This is a genomic window from Shewanella gelidimarina, from assembly GCF_023283945.1.
Lineage (GTDB): Bacteria > Pseudomonadota > Gammaproteobacteria > Enterobacterales > Shewanellaceae > Shewanella > Shewanella gelidimarina.
In genome coordinates this window covers 39556-58979 of record NZ_JAKIKW010000028.1, presented here as the reverse complement: position 1 = coordinate 58979, position 19424 = coordinate 39556, and the positions used below count along the sequence as shown (strand labels likewise).

Annotated in this window: 14 protein-coding genes; 10 read left to right on the top strand and 4 right to left on the bottom strand. The window is 44.0% G+C overall.

All coding sequences use genetic code 11. The features are described 5' to 3' along the window. Positions 1–680 precede the first annotated feature (680 nt). Complete coding sequence (locus L2729_RS19080; RefSeq protein ID WP_248989686.1) at positions 681–1352, top strand: prepilin-type N-terminal cleavage/methylation domain-containing protein; 672 nt, start codon at positions 681–683, stop codon at positions 1350–1352. Between the two features lie 211 nt (positions 1353–1563). Here the strand turns inward: L2729_RS19080 and L2729_RS19075 are convergent, their stop codons facing one another. The 3 genes from L2729_RS19075 to L2729_RS19065 all read right to left on the bottom strand — a co-directional run bounded on the left by L2729_RS19075 (position 1564) and on the right by L2729_RS19065 (position 5742). After that, the gene (locus tag L2729_RS19075) at positions 1564–1881 is read right to left on the bottom strand and encodes an antibiotic biosynthesis monooxygenase family protein (protein WP_248989685.1); all 318 of its coding nucleotides are present in this window, start codon (positions 1879–1881) and stop codon (positions 1564–1566) included. Between the two features lie 91 nt (positions 1882–1972). Beyond that, positions 1973–4024 carry a dipeptidyl-peptidase 5 gene (locus L2729_RS19070; RefSeq protein ID WP_248989684.1) on the bottom strand — a complete coding sequence of 684 codons (2052 nt, stop codon included), beginning with the start codon at positions 4022–4024 and terminating at the stop codon, positions 1973–1975. Positions 4025–4221: 197 nt separating this feature from the next. Next, entirely contained in the window at positions 4222–5742 is a 1521-nt protein-coding gene (locus tag L2729_RS19065; RefSeq protein ID WP_248989683.1) for a fumarate hydratase, read from the bottom strand. 178 nt (positions 5743–5920) lie between these two features. On the opposite strand from L2729_RS19065, the gene pabB reads away from it, so the two are divergent. Further along, positions 5921–7447 carry an aminodeoxychorismate synthase component I gene (gene pabB, locus L2729_RS19060; protein WP_248989682.1) on the top strand — a complete coding sequence of 509 codons (1527 nt, stop codon included), beginning with the start codon at positions 5921–5923 and terminating at the stop codon, positions 7445–7447. A gap of 4 nt (positions 7448–7451) precedes the next feature. Further along, positions 7452–8048: a CoA pyrophosphatase gene (locus tag L2729_RS19055; RefSeq protein WP_248989681.1), complete on the top strand. Its 597-nt coding sequence runs from the start codon at positions 7452–7454 to the stop codon at positions 8046–8048. A gap of 315 nt (positions 8049–8363) precedes the next feature. Here L2729_RS19055 and L2729_RS19050 read toward each other — a convergent pair whose 3' ends face one another. Next, on the bottom strand, positions 8364–8699 hold the full coding sequence (locus tag L2729_RS19050; protein WP_101089099.1) for a hypothetical protein: 336 nt from the start codon (positions 8697–8699) through the stop codon (positions 8364–8366). Between the two features lie 150 nt (positions 8700–8849). Between L2729_RS19050 and asnS the strand changes: the two genes are divergently transcribed. The 7 genes from asnS (at position 8850) to hypF (ending at position 19333) form a co-directional block, all read left to right on the top strand. Next, on the top strand, positions 8850–10250 hold the full coding sequence (gene asnS, locus L2729_RS19045; RefSeq protein WP_248989680.1) for an asparagine--tRNA ligase: 1401 nt from the start codon (positions 8850–8852) through the stop codon (positions 10248–10250). An 841-nt stretch (positions 10251–11091) separates the two neighbouring features. Beyond that, complete coding sequence (gene hyaA / locus L2729_RS19040) at positions 11092–12234, top strand: nickel-dependent hydrogenase small subunit (RefSeq protein ID WP_248989679.1); 1143 nt, start codon at positions 11092–11094, stop codon at positions 12232–12234. After that, positions 12231–13934: a nickel-dependent hydrogenase large subunit gene (hyaB, locus tag L2729_RS19035; RefSeq protein ID WP_248989678.1), complete on the top strand. Its 1704-nt coding sequence runs from the start codon at positions 12231–12233 to the stop codon at positions 13932–13934. The genes hyaA and hyaB overlap by 4 nt, the downstream gene beginning before the upstream one ends. Positions 13935–13948: 14 nt before the next feature. Then, positions 13949–14617 (top strand): Ni/Fe-hydrogenase, b-type cytochrome subunit, encoded by a 669-nt coding sequence (gene cybH / locus L2729_RS19030; RefSeq protein ID WP_248989677.1) that lies wholly within the window; start codon positions 13949–13951, stop codon positions 14615–14617. 9 nt (positions 14618–14626) lie between these two features. After that, positions 14627–15184, top strand: a complete 558-nt coding sequence (locus L2729_RS19025) for a HyaD/HybD family hydrogenase maturation endopeptidase (protein WP_248989676.1) — start codon at positions 14627–14629, stop codon at positions 15182–15184. Continuing rightward, positions 15171–16931, top strand: coding sequence for a Kae1-like domain-containing protein (locus L2729_RS19020; RefSeq protein ID WP_248989675.1), 1761 nt, complete (start codon positions 15171–15173; stop codon positions 16929–16931). Before L2729_RS19025 ends, L2729_RS19020 begins: the two co-directional genes overlap by 14 nt. Further along, positions 16931–19333 carry a carbamoyltransferase HypF gene (hypF, locus tag L2729_RS19015; protein WP_248989674.1) on the top strand — a complete coding sequence of 801 codons (2403 nt, stop codon included), beginning with the start codon at positions 16931–16933 and terminating at the stop codon, positions 19331–19333. The genes L2729_RS19020 and hypF overlap by 1 nt, the downstream gene beginning before the upstream one ends. The last annotated feature ends 91 nt before the right edge of the window (positions 19334–19424 follow it).

The window sequence follows — 19424 nt, the reverse complement described above, 5'->3', positions numbered from 1 at the left end:
AGCTTGGTACTTGAACCCCGGCGGGAAAGAACATTCCCCAGAACAGTAAAGCCACGGCCTCAACGATATGCTAGAAACAAAAATGCCGCTCACCTTAAGTGAACGGCATTATGCTCTAATGCAGGCCTTTTTACATCATTACTAAACCATGTTAGCCAAGATGCATAACAGACTTTTAATCCATTAAAGGTAATTAAAGGTAATTAAAGGAGTTTGGCGGCAAACAATGTCAGCACCCCCCCTCTTCCTTCAAAAAATTTCATCTACAGTCGAGCTTCATTAATCGCAGTAATTATGAGATAAAACGTAAATCATATACTGTCATGCGTATAGATAGTTGGTTTACCATCAATATTACTAACATTAAAAATATCATCGCAATTTGAATTATTCACGTACAAATAAGATAGCTAGCCCCCAAATACAATAGCTTGGCGATACTCAAGAGCCTCATCACTCGTATGATTGATGAAATCAAAGGCTACTATGAAAGCAGTGGCTTTATATCCTATGTCAGATGCTCTCAATTTAAATTTGTACTGCAACATGAATACTGATCTTAATCAGCCTTTATAAGGTTAGCCAATGTGCTTGCAAGCATAGTTATAACACTAAATTTACAGCTTCAATCAATCTATCGAACCTGCTTTTAAACTACATTTTATAGCCTGTAAATAAGTGTGATCGACTTAACACTTATTAATGTGTTGTATCAATTCGTATCCAGCGGTACTTGTTACCAATGGTCAAAATCGTTAGTCTGCCCACAAATTCAATTAGACAACGATGATATGCCGCTTAAGCGCACCACAACTGGCTTCACCTTAATCGAGCTCGTTATCGTCATTATCATTCTGGCTATTGTATTTGTGATTGCTGCGCCTAAGTTCTTGGATATCAGTTCAGACGCAAAGGCGGCTAAAGTACGCGCTTTAGCGAGCTTAATCTCATCACAAAATCAGTTGGCATTTGCTAAAAGTACCCTTGCCAATATTGAAACTCTTGAAGGCTGTACATATCTATGTGGATCCCATCCCAATTGGGATGTTGACGTTGGAGAATATTTTATTGATGCCAGCGGTACGCGATTATACGTGAATTTAGGTTACCCAATATCGCCGTTGTCGTCAACAGAGGTTAACGATAACTATCGCCGCGTTTTTGGGCTAAATGAGGATGAGTTTTACATCACGGTGGCACGAACAGAGGGTTCAGCCGCTGCTATTGTGCCTGTAGCATCCGCAGACAAACTCGATGAGATAAGTGAAGGCTCGTACCGTTGTCATGTGGTTTATCGCGCTCCTATCCGCACTAGAGCTTATTTTGTACGAGCATACACGGATGACTGTTAGCAAGCATTTAAAATAGGCCGTTTCCAATCATTTTCTAAGCCACTGTTAGCCATCATGGTGTTTGGTACACAAATCTAACTCTTAGCTTTTTTCCACAGAGTTAAAAAGTAGGTAAAGCAGCTTCATGTACTAATGAAAAAACAGTGGTTCTGAGTCACAGTGGAAGACCAGAAACACTAGAGGTTTACCCACTTATATTAATACTAAAACTTTAGATTAAGTAGTCACGTTCCACCTTCGCGATCCTCAGCGCAAAATGGCTGTACCACTTATCTTTCCCCATCGCCTGTGCTTGCAGGTGTTCAGCATTTTGTTTCCACGCCTTAATGGCATCGAGCGTTTGCCAATAGGAGACCGTAATGCCGAGCTCTTCTCGTGCTGCTTCAATCCCTAAAAATCCCGGTTGCTTTAGTGCTAATTCAACCATGCGCCTCCCCATGGCATGGTAGCCTTCAGTATCGGCAGATAAAACTGAAGTAAACACCACACAGTAATACGGTGGTTTAGGAGTATTGGCCAATGTTGTCATATCATTCCATTGTTAAATGCTATTTGGAAAAAGTGAGATCAAGAAAGCAAAAAAAAGCCAGAACATATGTTCTGGCTTTTCATCATCGTATTTACTTCTCGGTCCAGCGGTCCATCCAGCCTAGAACATTGTCGTACCATTGCTCTAAGTTATCAGGGTTTAAAATCCAGTGGTTTTCATCTGGGTAAACCAATAGCTCAGATGGGATCCCTTTACGCTGCATAAATGTGTAGGCAGCAAGTCCTTGACCGTAAGGAACACGGAAGTCTTTCTCACCATGAATAACGAGCATCGGTGTCTTCCAGTTATCGACGTAGTTAACTGGGTTGAACTTTTCGTAAAGCTCTTTGTTGTCGGCATAGGTGCCGCCAAATTCATACTCAGGGAACCATAGCTCTTCAGTTACGTAATACATAGAGCGCATGTCGAATAGACCCGCGTGGTTAACGAGGCATTTAAAACCATCGCTCCAGTTACCCTCTATCCAGTTCATCATGTAGCCGCCGTATGAACCACCCAGCGCACAAGCACGGTCGCCATCAAGCCATTTTTGCTGCTTCGTTACCGCCGCTAAGCCTTTTTGTAGATCTTCAAGTGGCTTACCGCCCCAATCTTGAGTAATTGAATCGGTAAATGCTTGGCCATAGCCAGTTGAACCGTGGAAATCAATCATCACTACGCCATAACCAGCGCCGGCCCATAACTGTGCATTCCAGCGACTGCTAAAAGAGTTACCGAATGAACCTTGTGGTCCACCGTGAACCAAAAAGGCAATTGGGTATTGCTCGCCAGCTTTATAGTTACTTGGTTTTATCCAGTAACCATAAACCTCTTCGTTATTCCAACCTTTAAAGCTAAACTGCTGATATTCACCAAATTTTATTTCGGTCAGCTTATCTTTGTTTATCTCAGTTAATCGGTTTAGATTTTGACCATCTAGATTAATGGAATAAAGATCGCCGGGTTCAACCAGTGACTTATTACTGAATATAATCTTGTCCGCATTGATCCCAACGACACTGTTACTGCCTTCGTTATAGATGGTTTTAACATCACCAAACTGGGTATTAACTTCAAATATAGAGACTTGCCCAATATCTTGAGCGGTGACGTAAAGTGTTTTGTTGTCTTTACCAAATGCCAATGAGCTTGGGCTACGATCCCACAGCGGCGCAACCTCTTTTTCTTGGCCTGTGACAGTGTCACGCAGCATGATGCGATAACGATCAGCCTCGAAACCGGGTTTCGACATCGCTAAATAAGCTAAATAACGTCCATCTGCAGAATAAGTGGGGTGAGCGTCCCATGCTTTATTCGCTTCAGTTAAATTTTTAACCTCACCGCCATCAACACTGACTTGCCATAAATCGTAGTTTGTCGTCCAAGCTTGATCTTTACTCGGCGCTTTAGCGCTATAAACAACGTACTTGCCATCGGGCGTGAACGTCACTTCTTCCATACCTGAGAAAGGCTTTGGCGGTGTTTCAGTATCTAAGCCTGCGGTAACATCAACAGCCGTAGTGACCGTCTTACCATTTAGCTTAGCAACAAATAAGTGGCTTCTTGAATGGTCGTTCCAGGTATCCCAGTGACGAACCATTAACTGCTTATACTCTCGACCTGTTGAGGTACGCACAGCTTCGGCATCAAACTTCTCTTTTGAGCAATTGAGGTCTTTACAGTCTGGGAAAACACGCATGTTAACCACGGCTTGAGTACCGTCATTTGAAAGCTTAAAGCCTTCAACGTCGAGTGGGAAATCAGAAACTTGTTTAGCTTCGCCACCATCGAGTGCTAGTTGATAAAGCTGACTTGAACCATTGCGAGCGGCAAGAAAATAGATGCTCTTGTCGTTTGGGCCAAATGCAACACTGTGCTCTGTACCGGCAAACTGGGTAATTTGTTTCGCATTAGCTGTGCTTGAGTCTAAATCTTGAATATAAAGGTCAGAGCTGCCCTTTCCATTAGCATCAACATTTTTGACAGCATAGACCACTTTGGTGCCATCATTGGATAATACAGCCGAATGGAGCTTATTGATTTTAACTAACTGTTGGACGGTGAAAGGCGTTGGTGTTGCAGCTTGTACGCTAAAAACAGCGCCAGCAGATGCTAACGCCATAATGATTGCAGTTTTTTTCATCGTTTTAGTCTTATTGTTATGTTTAAAGGTGTGTTACCACGATGGGCGACAACATAATCCCTGGAGCGATACAGACACTATCCAAAATAAATGGCTTAAGCAATACGTTTAAGCCATTCAAAGCAGACGCTATATCAATAGCGCCGTTAACTTTTCGTTAATGTAATAGCAAACTATTAAGTCATGACACTGTATCACTAGCCGTTTAACTTCACTTTCCAGATAGCAGGTCCAGTCTCGTGAGCATTCACGCCATTAGAATCAACCGCCACAGTCACGGGCATATCTTTTACGTCAAACTCATAAATAGCTTCCATGCCTAAATCAGCAAACGCCACCACTCTCGACTTCTTAATGGCTTTTGACACTAAATATGCCGCGCCGCCCACTGCCATTAAATAACACGACTTGTGCTGCTTAATGGATTCCACTGTCGCAGGGCCACGCTCAGCTTTTCCTATCATGCCCATCAGGCCGGTTTTATCTAACATAAGATCGGTGAACTTATCCATACGAGTCGCCGTTGTAGGACCCGCTGGGCCAACCACTTCGTCGCGAACGGGATCAACTGGACCAACGTAGTAGATAAATTTACCCTTAAAGTCCACGCCTTCAGGTAAGCCTTCTCCGCTTTCAATCAAACTTTGAATACGCTTATGCGCCGCATCGCGTCCGGTGAGCATTTTACCGCTTAACAACACTGTGTCACCGCTTTTCCACTCTTGCATCTCTGCTTGAGTAATCGTATCAAGATTAACCCGGCGTACACTCTCGCCGATTTCCCAAGTGATTTTAGGCCAGTCTTCAAGTGACGGAGGCGTAAGCTCTGCCGGTCCGCTGCCGTCTAAATGGAAATGCACATGACGTGTTGCTGCGCAATTGGGGATCATAACCACAGGTTTAGATGCTGCATGGGTAGGTGATGATTTGATTTTTACATCCAACACCGTCGTCACGCCACCAAGTCCTTGAGCGCCAATACCGAGTTTATTCGCTCGGTCAAAAATATCTAATCGAAGTTTTTCTTCAGTCGTTTTGGCGCCGCGAGCTTGTAACTCATGAATATCGACGGGGTCCATTAGCGATTCTTTCGCCATAACCGCGGCTTTCTCGGCCGTTCCACCAATACCGATCCCGAGCATTCCTGGAGGACACCAACCCGCACCCATTGTCGGCAGTGTTTTTTCTACCCATGCTGCGATGTCATCTGATGGATTAAGCATAACCATCTTAGATTTGTTTTCAGAACCGCCGCCTTTCGCCGCAATAGCAACGTCAACATGATTGCCTGGCACCATTTCAACGTGCACAACTGACGGGGTGTTGTCTTTGGTGTTTTTACGGCCACCAGCAGGATCTGCAACAATAGAAGCTCTAAGAGGGTTATCAGGGTTAGTGTAGGCTCGGCGTACACCTTCATCGACCATTTCTTGAACCGTCATATCGGTTTTATCCCACTGAACTGCCATGCCGATTTTAACGAAACTGGTCACGATACCGGTATCTTGGCAAAGAGGACGTTTACCTTCGGCTGACATGCGCGAATTGATCAAGATTTGCGCTATCGCATCTTTTGCGGCAGCACTTTCTTCACGCTCATAGGCGTCAGCCATTGAGTCAACGAAATCTTTTGGGTGATAATAGGAGATATATTGCAGGGCATCAGCAACGCTTTCGATTAAATCGGCTTGCTTGATTACAGGGACTATTTTGCTCACAGACACTTCCTTTTTAACAGACACTTATTCTATTGACTGATACATCCCGTGAATAGACCGAGATGTACGCTCCAGCTGCCTTAGCGGCATGTGTGTTTTGTTTTTATAACTTGTGTGAGCAATATGATACTCTTTCGCGACTTTGAGTTAAACATCACATTTTAGATAGGGTTAATAGATGAACAAATTGGCGCCTAAATCCGTATTTTCGATGCGTCTTGATTGGAATTTAACCACAGAAACACTTTTCGGCCTGTTTTCAGATTCACCTTGGGCCATTTTACTCGATTCAGCCGACGCTGATCACATTGATGCAAAGTTCGATGTGATCTGCGCCAGCCCTATAGCGACATTGGTTAGCAGCGAAAGCTCTACCCAAATAACAAAAACAGCAAATAGAGAGCCTTTATTTGCGCTTGCAAGCGATCAATTATCATCATCCCATTACATTGAACAACACGAAGGCGAGCCTTTTAGCCTGTTAAAAACCACCTTGTCTGAACTATTTCCCATTCATAAAACCAGCTTGTTACCCTTTTCAGGGGGCGCCATGGGCAGTTTTAGTTATGACTTAGCCCGTAAGGTCGAGAAAATCCCCGCTATAGCCTTAGATGACATCTCACTGCCGTTAATGAATGTCGGCTTCTATGATTGGGCGCTGGTGTTTGACTATGAACAACGAGTGTGGACTCTGGTGCATTATCAAAGTCTACAAGCGTTAGAGACAACAAAAGCCGCACTGGATGTGTTACTTGTTCAGGCAAATCTTATCCCATCAGAATCGAGCGCAGTTAATGCGGTTGATTTTACATCTACCAGTAAAACGCCTTTTAGATTGACTAGTGATTGGCAAAACCAAATTGATGCCGCTGCTTATAGTGGCAAGTTTAAGCAGATACAGCAGTACCTTCATAACGGCGATTGTTATCAAATAAACCTGACACAACGATTTAGCACCCAATATGAAGGTGATGAATGGCAGGCATATTTAGCGCTTAGACAAAGTAATGCCGCGCCCTTCTCCGCGTTTATTAGGTTGGCTCAGCATGCCGTGTTATCGATATCGCCCGAACGCTTTGTTTCCTTGCAAGCTGACCAAATCCAGACGAAGCCGATAAAAGGCACGATGCCAAGAGATAGCGATCCGCGGATTGATAAACAAATGGCTTCGCTGTTAGCTACATCTGAAAAAGATCGCGCTGAAAACTTAATGATTGTTGATTTACTCAGGAATGATATTGGTAAAGTTGCCACTGCAGGTTCCGTTAATGTGCCTAAGCTATTTGACATAGAAAGCTTTCCGGCAGTACATCATCTTGTGAGTACGGTAACAGCGACATTAAAACCAACTTTAGACGCTAGTGACCTTTTAAAATCCTGCTTTCCTGGAGGTTCTATTACTGGCGCACCTAAAATACGCGCAATGGCGATCATTGAAGAGCTTGAACCATCACGAAGAAGTCTTTACTGTGGATCTATTGGTTACATTAGCCAAAACGGAAATATGGACACCAGTATCACCATTCGTACTTTAGTCGCGCAACAGCAAAGTAGGGATATCAGTCCCAAGCGGGATAACATTCTGTATTGTTGGGCGGGAGGCGGCATCGTCGCTGACTCTAAAGTGGATGCTGAATATCAAGAAAGTTTTGATAAAGTAAGTAAGATCCTACCGGTGCTATCTCGAGTTAATCAAAAGGCGTAATGATATGGATTTAGTGGAGTTTAGACTCAAATTTAATCTCCACTCTTTGCCACAGTCTCATCATTTGCCGGCTTCTCATCAGTTTGAACTCGCTAAACCTTTTCGTAAGGCCGCCGTACTCATTGCTCTGAGTTTTAATCACGGTGAACTTCAGCTTATTCTTACTCGTCGCCCTACCCATCTGCGAGTACATCCTGGGCAGATCAGTTTTCCAGGTGGAAAAGTAGAAACGTTCGATACTAGCCTTGAGGCTACTGCCTTACGTGAAGCTGAAGAAGAGATCGGACTGTTTATTGACAATGTTGATGTCATTGGCTTATTACACGACCACAAAACGTTTACTGGTTTTGATATAACCCCGGTAGTGAGCATTGTAAAACAGCCGTTTACACCCATTATTGATCCCGGCGAGGTCGATGAGCTGTTTACCATCCCGCTGTCATTTCTATTGAATAATGATAATAGACACACGCAGTACTTTAGCCGTAATGGGATTGAATACCCGGTTCACTTTATCCCTTACAAGTCCTATTTTATTTGGGGCGCCACGGCAGCAATGATTGATCAACTGTGCAGGCTTATCTCCCACTCCGATACTTAATCCCTATCCGAATTCGTTATACCCGATGCATCCACGCTAGCTTGATTAAGTGGAAGTGCTAAGCAGCAAAGCTAAGCTGCGCCGTCTAGATCCACTCTAGGTTATTCGTTAACCTATTTAAACCGATAAACTCAACGTTCGCTGCTTTGTCTTCTACGGGAAACACCTAAACACTCTGCTTATTATTGGCTGTGATTGGCATGACACTCGCCCTTAGCCCATCAACACACCTTTGATTAACACACTTAACCACTTATGTATTGACTGAAAATTTAATGTGATGGGTATTAGATGGTGTTTTGATTGCACACTGAGTTACACCACAAAACGAATATAGAGCCCCGCCGATAATGAGCATAAAAATAGCAAAGGAATGTTTACCCACCAGCCAAGACGGCTGTGCTTGGCAATATAATAATTGAAGCCTAAGTTAATAAAACTCACGAATGCACACCACCAAACGATATCGGCAAGTAACACCGTTTGTACGGGATCCCATTCGAACTGAATTTCAACGCCCTTACTTTTAAGATAGCCCACTGCGGTGTCAGGCCTTGCACCATCAAACAAAATCAATGCATAAACCGCTAATGACCAACCCACAACAGACAAGGTTGTCAGCAAATATTGGAAAAACCTGAGCCTTTTCATCGATACTATCCGTAGTTTTCGCCATCTTTTTGAAACAATAACAAGATCCTGACCAACTTACCTTACTTTCCACTTGAGAAAAGCGTGTATCAGGGTAATATAAACGTCCAAATTTTTATTTAAAACGTTTCGTTGGAGAACTAAGCAACAATGAGCATTACATCTGTCGCTTCTGTATTTAAAGGTGAATTTGCGATTGGTTCGCAAATCACAGTACGTGGCTGGGTTAGATCCCGCCGCGATTCTAAAGCTGGGATCTCATTCCTCGCTATTTATGACGGTTCATGTTTCGACCCTATTCAGGGCGTAGTACCGAATAATTTAGAGAATTACGACAACGAAGTGTTAAAGCTTACTGCGGGTTGTTCTGTCATTATGACCGGTGAAGTTGTTGAATCACCGGGTAAGGGCCAAGCCTTCGAAATGCAAGTGACTCACGTTGAGGTTGCTGGCTGGGTAGAAGATCCAGACACTTATCCGATGGCAGCTAAACGCCACTCTATTGAACATCTACGCGAGCTAGCGCATTTACGTCCGCGTACCAATATTATTGGTGCAGTAGCTCGTGTGCGTAACTGTTTGTCGCAAGCGATTCACCGTTTTTATCACGAACAAGGTTATATTTGGGTTTCTACTCCCTTAATTACCGCCTCTGATGCAGAAGGTGCTGGTGAGATGTTCCGAGTTTCAACGTTGGATCTCGAAAACCTACCCCGTGACGATAAAGGCGCTGTTGATTACCGCGAAGACTTTTTCGGTAAAGAATCTTTCTTAACCGTATCGGGTCAGTTGAACGCAGAGACATACGCGTGTGCGCTATCTAAGGTGTATACCTTTGGTCCTACATTCCGCGCTGAAAATTCAAACACCAGTCGTCACCTTGCTGAATTTTGGATGGTTGAGCCTGAAGTTGCTTTTGCCGATCTAGACGATGTAGCAAAACTTGCTGAAGATATGTTGAAGTACTGCTTTAGAGCGGTATTAGCAGAGCGCAGAGATGATCTTGAGTTCTTTGCACAACGTGTTGAAAAAACGGCTATTGAGCGTTTAGAAGCATTCGTCACCAGTGACTTTGCTCAAATTGATTACACCGATGCTATCGAAATTCTTAAAGCGTCTGGTAAGAAGTTTGAGTACGACGTTGAATGGGGAATCGATTTACATTCGGAGCATGAACGCTATTTAGCCGAAGAACACTTTAAAGCCCCTGTTGTTGTTAAAAACTATCCTAAAGATATCAAAGCATTCTATATGCGTTTGAATGACGATGGTAAAACAGTGGCAGCGATGGATGTATTAGCACCTGGTATTGGTGAAATCATCGGTGGCGCTCAACGTGAAGAGCGTTTAGACGTTCTTGATGCACGTCTTGCAGGGATGGAACTAAGCCAAGAAGATTATTGGTGGTATCGTGACCTACGTCGTTATGGCACTGTGCCACACGCAGGTTTTGGATTGGGTTTTGAACGCCTAGTCTCTTATGTTACTGGCGTGTCTAACATCCGTGACGTGATCCCATTCCCAAGAGCACCTAAATCAGCTAGCTTCTAACGATTAGTGTTAACTAATTCTTAGTGTAGATTTAAATTGCTTAACTAAACAAAGCCTCTAACGAAATTAGAGGCTTTTTTGTATCTGTCGCCAAGTCAGTTAAGTCATCAAACTGACACACTACGCTACCTATCTTCTTTATCTCATTGTTATATAGACGTCTGCATTAGCTTTAACGCTTATGTTAGTACTCGCCCGCGATGCGGGTCATTGACTGCTTTCCATCAATCTCATTGTGGAGATATCGCTTGCCATCAAACTTAATCAAATCAAAGCGGCATCTAACAAACTCTGCCCATACTCTGCCCATACTCTGCCCAAACGTAAACTGCTTACAATCACCAATGGGACAATCTCACCTTGGATATTACAGTTCATTAACGCCACAGGATCCAATGCAAGTACAGGCCCGAGTACCAGTACACTCCATTTAAATAACAGTACCGTCCCACTAAAAACGCTAAAAACATTCTTTCAGCCGTAATTACGCCCTTTAATATGGCTGCATTATTGTTACACCACGTTAACGCATTAAGCCCAGATCCGCTGACCTCAGCCTCAAAGCAATATAAATCAGATGCTTACCACTACCACCTTAATTAACAATTACTTAACGATGAATCGGCGTCAAAAGGTGACGTGAATCACGTTTATTTTGCGGCGTAGACAAATTGTCCTTTGCCACAATAAATAAATGATCTAGCTCAAGGGAGTCAACCCTACCGCAAACCCAGCCTTCCAAACTCCTATAAACCTTGACGCATATCAATATTGTTCCTCTTTTTGAGGCATAGACTGTTTTCGTAGAGCAAATTCCTTACCCATAATAATAGGTATAACCATGGATACACACGAAGCCCTTTATCAGCAAGGTGTGACGCGAATGGAGCAGCTGCGCCAATTACAACCTCGTCACGGTGAAACGCTCCAAGAAAAGATGTTGCAAAATGGCATTAGCCGCCGTGATTTTATGAAATGGACCGCATCCGTTGCTGCCATGCTGGCCCTTCCCTTGCCGTTTAGCACCTTGGTTGCTGAAGCTGCAGAACTGGCAAACCGCGTGCCGCTTATCTGGTTACATTTGGCCGAATGCACAGGTTGTTCGGAATCCCTTATTCGCACCGATACCCCTAATCTTGATGCGCTGATTTTTGACCATGTTTCTCTTGAGTACCATGAAACATTAATGGCCGCTGCAGGTTGGCAGGCTGAGGAGAACCTAGAGCACGCATTAGAAGCCTATAAAGGCAACTATTTACTTGCTGTTGAAGGTGCTGTACCAACGGCTAATAACGGGGCTTACCTTACTGTTGGTTGTAAGGGTCATACAGGCCTGCATATCGTTAAAGAGGCAGCAGCAGGCGCTGCTGCAATAATCTCCGTAGGTACATGTGCGGCATTTGGTGGTGTGCAAGCTGCATCACCGAATCCAACCGGCGCTAAAGGCGTTTATGAAGTGGTTAATAAGCCCGTTATAAACCTCGGCGGCTGTCCCCCTAGTGAAAAAAATATTGTCGGCACGCTGATGTATTTCATTATGTTCGGCAAACTTCCTGCGCTAGATATGTTTAATCGTCCTAAATGGGCTTATGGCGCGCGTGTACATGACAACTGCGAACGACGTGGGCGTTTCGATGCCGGTGAATTCGTAGAAGAGTTTGGCGACCAAGGGGCTAAAGACGGTTACTGCTTATATAAGGTCGGCTGTAAAGGTCCCTACACCTACAACAACTGCCCAACTGAGCGATTTAACCACCATACCAGCTGGCCAGTATTAGCGGGCCATGGATGTATGGGCTGCTCAGAGCCCAATTTTTGGGATGATATGGCAGACTTTGAAAAACCATTGGGTAGACAGTTACTACACGGCTTAGACGCCACGACCGATACGATAGGTGCCGTCATATTAGGTGCCACAGCTGTCGGTATTGGCGCACATGCCGTCGCCAGTGTCTTTGCCAAATCTGAAGAGGAAGAATCATGAGCAAACGTGTAGTAATCGATCCTATCACTCGTATTGAAGGTCATCTACGAGTAGAGGTAGAGGTGGATGAGAATAATGTCATTCAAAAAGCATGGTCATCTTCTACGCTTTGGCGCGGTATCGAAGTGATTCTTAAAGGTCGCACGCCAATGGACGTGGGCTTAATCGTACAGCGTATTTGTGGTGTGTGTACCTATTCACATTACCGCTGTGGTACAGAAGCCGTAGAGAATGCATTAGGCGTGAAAATTCCGTTAAATGCTAAATATCTACGTAGCTTGATGCAGGTCTCGCTTTATATGCATGACCATATTGTGCATTTCTACCATCTTCACGGTTTAGACTGGGTGGATGTTGTTTCGGCATTAAGTGCAGATCCTGCTTTAGCCGCTCAAGTTGCGCTCAAATACACTGATAATCCGATTAATGCCGGTGAAGGTGATTTAAGAGCAGTACAAGAGCGCGTCAAAGGCTTAGTAGAGACTGGTAAGCTGGGTCCATTTGCTAACGCATACTGGGGCAATGGCACCTACAAGTTTACCCCTGAGCAAAACCTAATCGCACTATCGCATTATCTCAAAGCACTTGAAGTACAGCGTGTTGCAGCTGAAATGCTGGCTATCTTCGGTGGTAAATCACCTCACCCACAATCAATTGTTGTTGGTGGAGTCACCTCAGTACGTGACATGTTAAGCCCGGCACGTCTACAAGAGTGGAAGCAGAAACACGCGATCGTAAATGATTTCATTATTCGCGCCTATAAAGCAGACATAGTGATGGCTGCAGAAGCGTTTGGCAGTGAGCCAAGCGTACTCGGTGGCGTCAACGTGAAGAACTTCTTAGCCACAGATGATTTCTTATTGGGTGACGGGCAGTACATGTTCAACCAAGGCGTGATCATGAATGGTGATTTAGCGGGGGTGAGCGATTTAAACCCTGATTTAATCAAAGAAGATGTGACTCATGCTTGGTATAAAGCCGATGGGCCTCAGCACCCTTACGATGGCACTACGGTACCTGATTACACCGGGTTTGTAGAAAGAGACACTGTTTACGGCAAACTGCCTACCATTGATGGAGATGGCAAGTACAGCTGGGTTAAATCGCCTCGTTACCAAGGTGAACCCGTTGAAGTTGGTCCACTGGCCTGTTTGTTGGTGAGCTATGCTCGTGGCAATCAAGTGGTGGTTAACGCTGTAAATGGACTACTCACCGCAACAGGTCTGCCGGTTGAGGCACTATTTACCACCCTTGGTCGTACAGCCGCTCGTATGCTACAGACGGTGATTGTTGCAGAAGAAGGCCTTAAAACCTTTGATGCTCTGCTGACCAACCTGCAATCTGATGAGTCTACTTATACCAAGCCTGAAATTGATCCTAATAAAGAGTATGTCGGTCACTCTATGATTGAAGCGCCGCGTGGCATGCTAAGTCATTGGATCCGAATTAAGGGCGGCAAGGTTGAGAATTATCAAGCTGTGGTGCCAACCACATGGAATGCTGGACCTGTGGATGTGAACGGCAACATGGGACCTTATGAGGCATCTTTGATTGGGTTAAAACTTGAAGACCCAACCAAGCCATTAGAGGTCATCCGTATTATTCACTCATTTGACCCTTGTATGGCTTGTGCAGTGCACGTCATGGATTTCAAGGGTACTGATTTGGGTGAGTTTAAAATCAATCCCAACGGATTTTAGTTAAGGGGTTTAGCATGGAAAATCAATCTGCACCCTATCAAAGACAACTTGTTTTTGGTGCGGCGATAAGGATATTTCATTGGTTAAGAGCATTAGCCATTCTGATCCTCATCATTACAGGATTCTACATTTCCTGGCCATTTTTGGTTGCACCAGAAAGTTCTGATGTTTTGGTACAAGGCTATATCCGCGCCGCTCACCAAATTTTTGGTTTCCTTCTGGTTTCCATTACATTGGTGAGAGCTTACCTGTTCTTCTTTGGTAAAAGTGATAACGAAAGGCGTTCATTTAAAGATGTATTAAGCCCCAAAAGTTGGATAACCCAACTTAAATCTTACCTTTGGATGGGACATTTAGATAAAGCCGGAGTCTACGGGCCACTGCAATTTGTGACTTACCTTGCAATTTCATTAGTTGCCTTGCTGATCTGCGTTACGGGCCTAGTGTTATATGCCAATGTATATCATCAAGGACTGGGAGGAATGCTTGGTGGAGTGGCTAGTTGGATCACCATGATGATGGGGGGATTAGCACCGGTCAGAATATGGCACCACTACTTTACTTGGGTCTTTATTATTTTTGTCGTTATCCACGTCTATATGGCTGTTTGGACTGGGATTCGCTTTAAGCACAATTCAGTGGACTCAATTGTCTCTGGTTATGATTATCATAAAAAGAAATAAAAGGAAAACATGAAGATATTGCTACTTGGTATTGGCAATGTCCTGTACGCCGATGAAGGTATCGGCGTACATTTCGTCAATTACATCCAAGAAAATTACCTTTTCCACCATCCAGAACATCAACTTGATCTCATTGATGGTGGCACGCTCGCTCAGGGACTTATTCCCACGTTATGCCAATATGACTATTTACTGGTGGTTGATACTGTTAACGCCAATGGTGTCGAACCCGGAGAAGTTTATTTCTTCGACTTCGATAACGCTCCCGCTGAAATTGATTGGCAAGGCAGTGCTCACGAAGTTGAGATGCTGCAAACCTTGATTATGATGGAAATGGTCGGCGACAGGCCAAAAACCTTTGTTCTCGGTGTTACTCCCACCGTGCTTGAACCTATGACTCTGGGCTTAACGCCGCAAATTCAAGCCGCGGTACCTTTAATGGAGCGTACCTTAATGAATCACCTTGAACAATTGGGCTTCTCACACAGCCGACGGGCAAACATCGATATCAACGCTCTTATCCCAGACTCATACAAACGGGGCCTAATATCAGATGAAGAATATTAGATTTGAATTTGACTGTCAGCGCGAGGTGCCCTTTTATGGCCACCTCTGCAATCAATACTTATTAAACGACCAATACGATGTCACTATCGGACAAACGGGCAATCGCTATTTTATTGAAGCAAAAGGTGAACAACCAGAATTAGAACAACTTGCTGATGCCATAGCGGAAGATTTTTTGATCTCATCATGGCTGATAAAGCCCAATATCTCGCTTATTGAAGCTCCTATAGGGAATCATAAACTGTTGCAGCATACACCGCTGTTACAAGAGTATTGCCAGCACTGTCAGCCACAATTTGGTGATAATCAAGCCGGGTATTTTGGCCAACTGGACTATGTTTGTCCTTGTTGCCAAGCAGAAAAACGCGTTAACAAACAACATAAGGCTATCGATCTAAAGGCAGTCAAGTTGCTGGTTGATAGCCTTGAAACACAAGGCTATGTTGATCTTCCAGCCGTTGATGGCAAACAGATAGTACAGCTTAGCTATAAGCCCAATAATGCAATCGGGAACAGTGAGCGGCAAAAGCTGGTGATCTGTAACCCTAACAACCTCAATGCACACTTTGTGGTCACAGAGCAGCAAGTTCTCGCATTATCAAGCATCGAAAAACCACTCATTTGTAGCAGAGCAATTGATAACCACCCCAGGCTAACAGACCCGCTTTACTCTCTTTGTTTCGCTAATTCGAGATTATTATTAGTTATTTGCGAACTGTTACGTCAGCGTGGCGTGGATTGGATCTATATTAGTCGCACCGATAACCCACAGCTCGCTTTAGTTGACGCGCTATGGGTACCTCTTAAAGAAACGGGCCATAAAACTTATCACTCAGATAAGACTCCTCTACATGATGATGTACATCTTGGACAATATGACGTGCACTGGGTGAAAGATCATATTGAAGTGAGTACGTTATCTTCTCCGCAGTCTACAGATATAGAGCTCGCATCGGTTCAAGAACTGCATGAAGCAGCAACTTGTGCACTACATGCAGCCAACCTAGGGGTGAAAAAGGCGAAAAACTGCGCCGTACTCTACTTAAGCGATACCAACAAAAGTCGTATTGTAACCATGGATTCTAAACAAAAATTAGAACTGTTTTTTGAGTTTCCAACGTTACCTGATAATGGCTATGACATCGTCCATCAAATCGATTCATCACCACAAAAAAACTTGTTTGATAAATTTAAACAGCAACACCCAGAAGACTATTTAGCATTACTCGAATTAAAACTGACGGCACCGACAAACAATATTCAGTCTTTGTGGGCGATAGCGGCCATTTTACTCGGCGCTGCCACAACAAATGAAAATATAACGTTAAACAAAGTCCAGCTAAGTGATTTTATTATCGCTAGTGCTATGCGGCATAAAGGCAGCAATGCACCAAGAGTCGACTTTCCTCTCACGCGAGGCGAAGCATTTCGCAGTCTAAACTGGTGCAAAACACTTGGCAGCATTATCAGTTTTAGATTGGCAGAAGATGGCAATATTGAAAAGCTCGCGTTTGGTATGCACGATTCGCTCGCCGATTTCATCTGTAACTGGATTGAGCATTTAGATCAAAACATCTCTATTAAATCGGTCGCATTAGCAGGCAGTTCTTTTAATAATGAGTTGTTAGGAAAAAGGATCTCATTGCGCTTAGGTAAAAACTTTACCCTCAACCCCAATCAACAGATGGATTTAGAGGGTGTCAATATCGCAGTAGGTTCACTGTTTTTAAAGCAGCGTAGACATTAATGGTCCAGTCCATTAAACGGGTTCGTATTAAGATCACCGGCATCGTTCAAGGTGTCGGGTTTCGGCCTTTCGTCTACCGATTAGCCCACGAACTAGAATTGACTGGCAGTGTCCTTAATAATAGTGAAGGCGTTACGATTGAGGCTCAGGCCAGTGAAGATGTGATCGGTCATTTTAAAACATTACTCATCCAATCGCCACCGCCACTCGCCCGAATCGATAACATCTCGATGACTGATCTAGCGCCTGTTGAAGTGACAGAGCCATTTTGTATCATCCATAGCAAGCATACGACAGATGCCATCGTTGCGGTATCGCCGGATAAATGTAGCTGTGATGATTGTATTGCCGATATTACAGATCCACAGAGTCGCTATTTTAGATACCCGTTCACCAACTGCACTAATTGTGGGCCAAGATATTCGATTATCAATGCATTACCATACGATCGTAAAAATACCTCAATGGCAGATTTTAACATGTGCTCAGCCTGCGAAAGCGAGTACCAAGATCCGTTAAACAGACGTTATCATGCACAGCCTGTAAGTTGCCCAGATTGCGGTCCCCGACTGACCTTTAAAAAACCAGACTTAAGCCATCACAACGGCCACAAAGATGCTCTAGAGCAAACCGTTGCAGCGCTTAAAGCGGGGAATATCGTTGCTATAAAGGGATTAGGCGGATTTCATCTCGTTTGTGATGCAAGCAATCAACACAGCGTGGAGGCGTTACGAGCTCGTAAGCACAGACCCGCAAAACCATTAGCGATAATGGTTAAAGATATTCGAGCGGCTAAGCTGCTTGTTGAAGGGAATGAAACCGAGTGGCTCACTTTAGCTGGCAATGAACGGCCTATTGTTGTAATGAGAAAAAAGCTTCAGCCAAACTTAACCATAAGTGAGTTGGTGGCGCCTGATATCGACAGGCTCGGAGTATTTTTGCCCTATACCCCATTGCATCACTTATTGCTGCAACAAGTCGACTTGCCGCTAGTAATGACGAGTGCCAATCTATCCGGCGAACCTATCATTACCGATAGCGCAGATATAGCGTTTAAGCTTGGCCACGTTGTTGATTACATCTTGGACCACAACCGTCCCATTTTAAACGGCTGCGATGACAGTGTCGTACAGGTGATAAGCAATAGATTACAAGTCATTAGACTCGCTCGTGGCTATGCGCCACTGTCAATTTACAGTCCTGAGCGGATAACTTCACCCACATTGGGTTTAGGTGCACAGCAAAAGAATACCGTTTGCTTTGGCTTTGAGCATAATCTTTTCTTAAGTCCACATATTGGCGATCTTGTCTCTATAGAGGCTGAAAGCTATTTTCATGACACGCTAGAGACATTCTCAAGGCTATATTGTTTTAAAGCTGAGCGGCTAGTACATGATCTTCATCCTGACTATTTTACTAGCCGCTGGGCGGGATCATTAACAGGTGTAAAAAGAAGTGCAGTCCAGCACCATTATGCTCATGTGTTAAGTGTGCTTGCTGAAAACAAATCAACACAACAAGTCTTAGCGTTTGCTTTTGATGGAACTGGACTCGGTACCGATAACACCCTCTGGGGTGGCGAAGCATTGATCGCCGACGCGCACTGTTATCACCGCATTGCCCACCTAAAACCCTTTAAATTAATTGGCGGCGAACAAGCCATTAAACACCCCGTTAGGTTGCTTTTATCCATATTGCTTGAAAAATATTCACTGCAACAGATAAATCACTTTGCAATACCTGCTATAGGTAATTTATCCACTCTAACCTTGTCTAATTTAAATAAGGTATGGCGAACAACACCAGCAGCTAAAAGCACAAGCTCCATCGGTCGTTTGTTCGACGTCGTTGCAGTGTTACTGAACCTTATTGATAAAACGCAATATGAAGGGCAAGCCGGAATACTGCTCGAAACGGCTGCAAACAAAGCTGTTTACGCACAATCGATCAAAAGTATTGATAATAAAAAAGATCTTACTCATGCAGCAACTCTGGTCAGTCATAAAGCGGTCGATAGCGACTCAGAAAGCATGATTTTTAACATGACATTATCAACTGACAATCAATGGGACTCAACTGCGCTTATCAAACAAATCCTTGATGAAGTGATAAACCAACCGTTAACTCAGGCTAGAACAGCCTTAATTGCAAAAGCGTTTATGGACACTCTTGCCAAAGCCATCTGTGACGTTGCGAAACAATATCCTCAGCACCCCATCGTGTTAACTGGCGGGGTGTTTCAAAATCGCTACCTCTCTGAGCGCTGTGAAAACGTACTGCAAATACAAGGCAATAAGCTAATGCCAAGTGGTACCGTACCTATCAATGATGCCGGCATAGCCTTAGGCCAAGCTTGGTACGCTATCCATAACACCAGCGACAACACTATCAACACCCTCTAACAAACATGAGCTGTATCACCTTTCGATACCGCTAAAACTGATTTACATCAATGCTGCGCCATTAAAGATGGCCGACAATGAGATATAACTA